Source organism: Nocardia carnea (assembly GCF_029868325.1).
In the GTDB taxonomy this organism is placed as follows: Bacteria; Actinomycetota; Actinomycetes; order Mycobacteriales; family Mycobacteriaceae; genus Nocardia; species Nocardia carnea_C.
This window is the reverse complement of record NZ_JARWNW010000067.1, coordinates 1-7476: the sequence shown is the minus strand read 5'-3', so window position 1 is coordinate 7476 and position 7476 is coordinate 1. Positions and strand designations below refer to the sequence as shown.

The following is a 7476-nucleotide window of genomic DNA, read 5'->3' as shown; positions in this document are numbered from 1 at the left end:
AAAGACTAATTGTCACAATTGCCACCCGGCCCCCCCGCCCCACCGCCGCGGGCGCGCGCGCTCCCCCCCGGCGGGTCGCCCGCCCGGCGGGGCGGGCCCGGGCAACTCGAGCGTCCCGGCACCTCACTTACCAGGTCCGTGGGTGGCATAGCCGCCGACGGTGACCGGCCGTCGAAAATCCTGCGGAGGGCCGTTCGCCCTACCGCCCAGCGGGAAGCGAGCCCACATGCATCAGGAGCCCACCGCCGAGCCGCCGGCGAGCGGCTCGCGCACCCATACCGAGCGCGGCAGAAGTGACACCGTTGCGAAGCAAGACGTGGCACCCGACGACGGTCGTGCCGGGGACGGGGTGCTCGACGGATACACCGTCGTCACACTGGCCGGTGGTATCGGCGGCTTCTACTGCACGAAGCTGCTCGCCGACGCCGGTGCCCGGATCATTTTCGCGGAGCCGACGCAGGGAGTTGCCCTCCGCCGTCGGACATCCTCGGACGCGACGCCGGAGCCGGGCGTCGACGGCGCGCTGTTCCAGTTCCTCGCCGGGGCGGGGCACAGCGTCGTCGTCGATCCGTCTCGCGCGCAGGACCGCGATATGCTCGACGCGCTGCTCACCGACGCCGACGCCGTCGTCTGGTCGCCCGGCGGTGGCCCCGGCGACGATCCGCATTTCGCACCGGCGGAACTGCGGGAACGCCACCCCCAACTCGTGGTCACCGCGATCACCCCGTTCGGTCTCGACGGCCCGTGGGCGGGGCGGCCCGCCACCGAGTTCACCTTGCAGGCCTGGTCCGGGGGCATTGTCGGCCTGGGTCGTGGCGCTCCGGAGCGGGCACCGATCCATATCGGCGGTGAAGTGGGTGAATGGTTCGCCGGCGCCCACGCCGTAGCCGCGACCCTGACCGCCCGGCACCGCGCCCTGCGCACCGGGACCGGTGAACTCGTCGATCTGTCGATGCTGGAAACCCAGATCCTGGGGCTGTCGTACTACCCGGTTTCCTTCTACGACACCGTGAACCGGCCCTTCCGCACTCAGCGCCGGCTGAGCCGGCCCGGCGTCGCCACCGCAGCCGACGGGCTCATCGCGGTGGGCTGCGGTACCGCGCAGCAGTGGTTCGATCTGTGCGTCATGGTGGGTCATCCGGAATGGATCGACGAGGACCCCACCCCCGCGATCACCGAACGCACCAACGAGAAGGCCGGCGAGATCGCCGCCTGGTTCGCCGAGCATACGGTGGCCGAAATACGGGAACTGGCCACGGCATTCCGGATTCCCAACAGTCCCGTGGTCAGCGGCGCCGATGTCACCGAGATCGACCAGCACCGGGCCCGGGAGTTCTTCACCGTGAACCCCCGGTCCGGATTCGTCCAACCGGGCCCGCCGTTCCGGACCACCCCCGCGCTGCTGCGTTCCCCCGAACCGGCGCCGGCTCTCGGCGAACACACAGACCACTATCGACAGACCGCAGGTACTGCCCGCAGGCATCCTGCCGACTCCGCTGCCCGCCGGTCACCCACCGGCGCCGCAGCGCCACTTCCGTTCGCGGGTCTGCGCGTGCTCGATATGACCACCTTCTGGGCCGGCCCGTCCTGCACCCACTACCTGGCGCTGCAGGGCGCCGAAGTGATCCATGTGGAATCGGCCCAGCGCCCCGACGGCACCCGGCTCATCGCGGGTATCCCGGTCGACGAGGACCGGTGGTGGGAGAAATCCGGGATCTTCTCCGGCCTCAATACGAACAAACGCGGGATCACCGTCGATTTCCGCACCGACGCCGGCCGCGAGATCCTGCGCCGCCTCGTCGCGTCCTGCGATGTGCTCGTGGAGAACTACACCCCGCGGGTGATCGAACAGATCGGCCTCGACTACGACACCGTCCGTACCCTGCGCCCCGACGCGATCATGGTCCGCATGCCGGGTTTCGGACTCGACGGGCCGTGGCGGGACAATCCGGCATTCGCCTACGTGATCGAGGATGCCTCCGGGCTGACCTGGCGCACCGGTTATCCCGATCAGAACCCCGTCGAGCCCTACAGCCTCGGCGACCCGAATGCCGGCGTGCATGCGCTGGTCGGTTTACTGCTCGCCCTGGAACACCGCAGGCGCACCGGCGCGGGCATGCTCGTGGAGGCGGCCATGGTGGACGCGGCGCTCAACATCACCGCCGAACAGGTCATCGAATCCTCCGCCTACGGCAAACTGCTGGAACGCGACGGTAACCGGGGGCCGCACGCGGCGCCGCAGAATCTGTACCGCGCGGCCGGGGTCGACGAATTCGGCCGGCCCGACAACTGGGTCGCCGTGGCCGTCGCGACCGACGAGCAATGGGTGGCACTCATAACGGCATTGGGTGAACCCGGCTGGGCATCGGCACCCGAGTTGCGTACGGCCGCGGGTCGCCGCGCCCATCACGACGATATCGACAAGCACCTGTCCGCCTGGTGCGCCGGCCGCCCGGCCGGCGAGATCGTCGATGTGCTCTGGGCGGCGGGTGTTCCGGTCGCCGAGGTCCGGCAACCGCACCGGCAGACCGAGATCCCCCAGCTCGGCCACCGGAACTTCTTCGAACCGGTCCCCCATCCGATCAATCCCACCGCACGCCACAGCACGGTTCCCGCCCGCTTCTCCGCGGGCCCGGCGCGCTATCACCGCGCGCACGCTCCGTTGCTGGGACAGGACAACGACGCGGTGCTGCGCGAACTCGGGTACTCGGCGCAGGAGATCGCCGCCTTCGAAAAGGACAAGGTGGTCGGCGGAGCCCCTGACCTCTGACACTATTGACAATATGCTGTCATTTTGACAGGATATTGTCATGCCTACGAAGACCGTTCACCTGGCCGTGTACGACACCCTCGCGGACTGGGAGGTCGGCGCGGCCACCGCACATATCAACAACGGCAACTGGCACCGCGAACCCGGGCGGTACCGCATCCGCACGGTCGGCGCCGGTACCGAACCGGTCACCACGATGGGTGGAATGCGGATCCTGCCCGACCTCGCGCTGGCCGATCTGTCCCCTGCCGACAGCGCCATGCTCATCCTGCCCGGCGCCGACGGCTGGGACAGCGGCGATCTGAGCGCCTTCGCGGACAAAGCCCGCGAGTTCACCGCCGCGGGAGTACCGGTCGCGGCGATCTGCGGCGCGACGTTCGGGCTCGCCGCGGCCGGGTTGCTCGACGACCGTGCGCACACCAGCAACATCGCCGAATATCTGGCTGCCAGCGGTTACTCCGGCGGCAATCATTACACCGATGAACCGGCCGTCACCGACCGCGGCGTCATCACCGCCAACTCGACCGCACCGTTCGAATTCGCCCGCGAAGTACTCGCCGCCCTGGACCTCTACGAACCCGCCGTGCTCGACGGCTGGTACCGGCTGTTCGGCCAGGGCGACCCGGCCGGTTACGCGGTCCTGGCGGAATACGAAGCCCGGCAGGCCACAGTCTGACCCCGGCGCCCGCAATGGAGAACTCCGAACAGCAGTTGTTCAGCACCGCCGCCATCACCTCGTTCCGGCTCAACGGCCAGTTCCTCGCCCTGGCCGAGAAGCTGGCCGAGCCCGCCGGTCTCACCGCCGCATGGTGGCAGGTTCTCGGTGCGGTCCTGCACCAACCGCTACCGGTGGCCGGTATCGCCCGCACCATGGGCGTGACCCGCCAGAGCGTCCAGCGGATCGCGGATCTGCTCGTGGACCGCGGCCTCGCCGAATACCGGCCCAATCCGGCACACCGGCGCGCGAAACTGGTGGCCGTCACCGCGGCAGGCCAGGCGGCGATCGACCGTATCGGACCGCAGCACGCCGAATTCGCCGCCCGCCTCGCGAAGCAGCTGGGCGCGGAACGGCTGACCGACATCGTCCAGGCGCTCGCCGAACTGTCGGCCGCCGTCGACGCTATCGAGGTCACCGGCGAACCGCGTTAGCACCCCTCCGGCGGCACCGGCCCCAGGTCCCGGTGTCCGCATCGGTGCCGCTTCGGTGCCCAGGACCGCCACGGACCGACGTGCCGAGTCGTGGACGGCGGTGCGGTACCGGAGCACCGCCCGGTCTACACACCGCCGAAAACGAACCGCACCTCCGCCAACTACGCGCGGGCTGCATAGGCAAGATCCCGGCCTCCTGGAACGTTCAACGGAGTACCGGCACCGCGCGGGCAGCACGCCGGTCTGCGGGCGACCTGCCCCTTGCCGACTTGCCGACCGGCGCCGGTTCAGATACCGGCGATCCGGCGCACGATCGGCAGGGGTAACACCTTCATGGCGTAAGCGAACGGAACCCACGGCCACGCCGGGGTGTAGGCCTTGAACCGGCGCTTCTCGATCGCCGACACCATCGAACGCACACCGGTCTGGGTATCGACCAGGAATTTCGGCGGATGGGCGGCCTTCTCGTTCATCTCCGAGGCGATATAGCCCGGGAAGATGATGGAAACATCCACCCCCGGAACCCCTTCCGCGGCAATACCTTCGGCCATGGCCGCCACCCCGGCCTTGCTCGCCGCATAGCTGGTCATCGTCTTGGGCATCCCGCGCAGCGCGGAAATCGACGAAATCATCACGAGGTGACCACCGCCCTGTGCCCGGAAGATCTTCATGGCCGCTTCCATCTGTGCCATGGCGCCGAGGAAATTGGTGACCGCGGTCTGGCGATTCGGCCGGTCACCACCCTTTCCGAACGGCACACCTTTTCCGAGACCCGCGTTGACGATCACCCGGTCCAGACGGCCGAACTCGGCCGCGAACTCGTCGAACACCCGCGGCACGGCATCGAAATCGGTCACGTCCAGGACAGCCGTCCGGACCCGCACCGCCGGATAGGCGCCGGCGATCTCGGCGGCGAGTTCGCCGAGTCGTTCGGTCCGGCGGGCGCACAGGGCCAGGTCGTAACCGAGCGCGGCGAACTGGCGCGCCATCTCGGCGCCCAGACCAGAACTGGCGCCGGTGATGAGAATCGAACCTTTGGCCACGGTAGCGCATCTCCTGGAGTCGGCCGCACCGATCACGGCGCGGCAGTGGACGACGAGCCCGAGCGTAGCCCGCACCCCGGCGACCCACCGATCAATTCGCGCCGCCGGCACCGTCTGCAGATATGTCCCCCGACCTCCCGAAGGACTGCGATGACCGATATCGAAACCCGCACACTGGCCGCCTCCGGCGCGACCCTCACCTACGATATCCGCGGCGACCTGCACGGACGTGAGCTCACCCCACTGCTGATGGTGGGCTCGCCGATGGAAGCGACCGGCTTCGGCACCCTGGCGGAATACTTCACCGACCGGCCCGTGGTGACCTATGACCCGCGCGGTGTCGGCCGCAGCATCCGCGACGACGGCACCACCTCCGGCACACCCGAGGAACACGCGGACGATATCCGCCGCATCATCGAAGCGCTCGCGGCCGGACCGGTCGATATCCTGGGCAGCAGCGGCGGCGCGGTCAACGCGCTCACGCTCGTGGCCCGGCACGGCGAACTGGTACGCACCCTGGTCGCACACGAACCGCCGACCGTCCAATTCCTGCCCGACCGCGACCGGATACTCGCCGTCTCCACCGATATCACCGCCACCTACCAGCGGGCCGGGCTCGGCCCTGCCATGGCGAAATTCATCACCCTGATCTCACACCGTGGCCCGCTGCCCGCCGACTACACCGACCGGCCTTCCCCCGACCCCGCCCAGTTCGACCTGCCCACATCCGACGACGGCTCCCGCAACGACCCGATGGTGGGCCCGCATCTGCTGTCCTGCTGCGGCCACGAACACGATCTCGCGGCGCTCGCCGCCGCTTCCACCCGGATCGTGCTCGGGACGGGCCGTGCCTCGGCCGGCGAACTGTGTGCCCGCGCTGCCATCGCCTTCGCCGCCGCACTCGGCGACGAGGCCGTCGTCTTCCCGGGCGGACACGCGGGCTTCACCGGCGGCGAATTCGGAATGACCGGCGAGCCCGAGGCGTTCGCCGCCGTCCTGCGCGAGGTTCTCGATCGCCCGGAAACCTCCTGAACCGAGCGCCCATCGGCCCGCGGCCGGAGTCGGTGTCGGCGGCGGCGACAGCCGCGGGTACGCCGGCCCACGACCGATCAGCGAGCCGCCTGGATATGCGGAGCCGCCGGAGTCACGAACGGCGCGAGCGCACGCTGGATCTGCTGATGCGACAACCGGCTGTGCCGCCGCCCCGGTAGCCCGTCCTCCGGCGCGCCGGTGGCCGCCCGGCATTCGTCCGATTCCGTCACCGCCGGGTCGTCCGCGAACTGTTCGCCGGTGAGGTCGATCGCCGCCAGCCGGTTCCCGGTCCGGGCCTCGTACACGCTGAGCCGGTACGCCATCGCGAACAGGTTCAGCGTCCGGCCGACCGGATGACCGGGCGCGGGTGGATACTGGCAGGTCCGTACGAGCTCCCCGAGCCGCCCCTCCGATACGCAGGCCACCAGCTGCACCGAGCGCGCGTCGACGGGATGCCAGATCGCCGACGGTCCGAACGTGGTGATCTCGGACAGCTCACCGGCCAGATGCACAGGACTGGGCCCCGCCGCCGCATACGGCGCGGCGACCGTCGTCCCGCCCCTGTTGTGGCAGAGGGCGCCGTACTCCGCCACCTCGAACCGGGCGAACCCGGACGCCGCGAACACAGTGCCGGCCACCAACGCCAGCACCGCCCCCGCCGCCCCGAGTGCCGCCGCATACCGCGCACCACGGCCACCGCCCGCCTTCTCCCCCGGTCGCCCGGCTTCGGTCCCCGGCGCCTGGTGTCGCCGGACACCTACCGCGACACGTGTGGAGCTGCGCCCTCCGCGCCCAGGGGTCCGGGTCGCCGGTCGTTCGGCCGGGCCTCCGGACGTCACTCCCGGACGGGGTGTTTCCCCACCGATTCGAGACTTCCCGGCCGAAACCGGCGAATCCTCCTCGCGCGCCGGCGCATCGCGTACACCCGGGCGCAGCGCACTTTCCGCTCCTCCCGCTGTGGTCCGGGTGAGTAGTCCGCGTAGGCCGCGCAGCCGCACCATGCCCGCCTGCCGCCCGGATCGGGTGTCGGCTGCCGCGGATACCCCGGGGCCCGGCATGTGATCCGAAACCCGATCCACCGGCAGCGGCCGTTCCGCCGTCGACGTCGCACCGCTCCAGGGGGCCGATTGCTGTGGCCCCCTCCCCGGCCGGTCGTCCGAAGCCGACAGCGGCTGCTCCGCCGAACCGCTCCGCTCGACATCCGCATCCGTATCCGTCTCCGGCCCGTCGAAGCCGGTCGTATCGAACTCGCCCGCGGACGCATCCGAATGGTCCTGCCGCGGAACGAACGCCATACCCATACGGGGCCGCGCACCGGATGCGTCCGGCAGCGCTTCCGGGCGGGCGGGGGGCGGCGCCCCGCCGGGCGGGGGGGGCGGGGGGGTGTGGGGTTACTCTTTTAATATATAAAACGCGCCACCCCCCCAACCCCCCCCCTTTGGCGGGGGGGGGGGGGTGGCGGGTTCGGGCCGGCCCGCAAGC

At 70.2% G+C, this 7476-nt stretch carries 6 protein-coding genes; 4 read left to right on the top strand and 2 right to left on the bottom strand.

The window, feature by feature from the left end; genetic code table 11:
• Window positions 1–316 precede the first annotated feature (316 nt).
• From QH196_RS03885 to QH196_RS03875, 3 genes are read left to right on the top strand one after another with little or no spacing between them, the layout of a single operon-like run.
• Window positions 317–2770, top strand: coding sequence for a CaiB/BaiF CoA-transferase family protein (locus QH196_RS03885; RefSeq protein ID WP_280414355.1), 2454 nt, complete (start codon window positions 317–319; stop codon window positions 2768–2770).
• Window positions 2771–2810: 40 nt separating this feature from the next.
• Window positions 2811–3446, top strand: a complete 636-nt coding sequence (locus QH196_RS03880) for a type 1 glutamine amidotransferase family protein (RefSeq protein WP_280414354.1) — start codon at window positions 2811–2813, stop codon at window positions 3444–3446.
• A gap of 14 nt (window positions 3447–3460) precedes the next feature.
• Window positions 3461–3919 (top strand): MarR family winged helix-turn-helix transcriptional regulator, encoded by a 459-nt coding sequence (locus tag QH196_RS03875; RefSeq protein ID WP_280414353.1) that lies wholly within the window; start codon window positions 3461–3463, stop codon window positions 3917–3919.
• A 287-nt stretch (window positions 3920–4206) separates the two neighbouring features.
• Here QH196_RS03875 and QH196_RS03870 read toward each other — a convergent pair whose 3' ends face one another.
• Complete coding sequence (locus QH196_RS03870; RefSeq protein ID WP_280414352.1) at window positions 4207–4962, bottom strand: SDR family oxidoreductase; 756 nt, start codon at window positions 4960–4962, stop codon at window positions 4207–4209.
• Window positions 4963–5112: 150 nt separating this feature from the next.
• On the opposite strand from QH196_RS03870, the gene QH196_RS03865 reads away from it, so the two are divergent.
• Window positions 5113–5994: an alpha/beta fold hydrolase gene (locus QH196_RS03865; protein WP_280414351.1), complete on the top strand. Its 882-nt coding sequence runs from the start codon at window positions 5113–5115 to the stop codon at window positions 5992–5994.
• Window positions 5995–6071: 77 nt separating this feature from the next.
• On the opposite strand, the gene QH196_RS03860 is transcribed toward QH196_RS03865, so the two are convergent.
• A complete protein-coding gene (locus QH196_RS03860; protein WP_280414350.1) occupies window positions 6072–6632 on the bottom strand; it encodes a hypothetical protein in 561 nt (186 codons plus the stop codon).
• Window positions 6633–7476 lie beyond the last annotated feature (844 nt).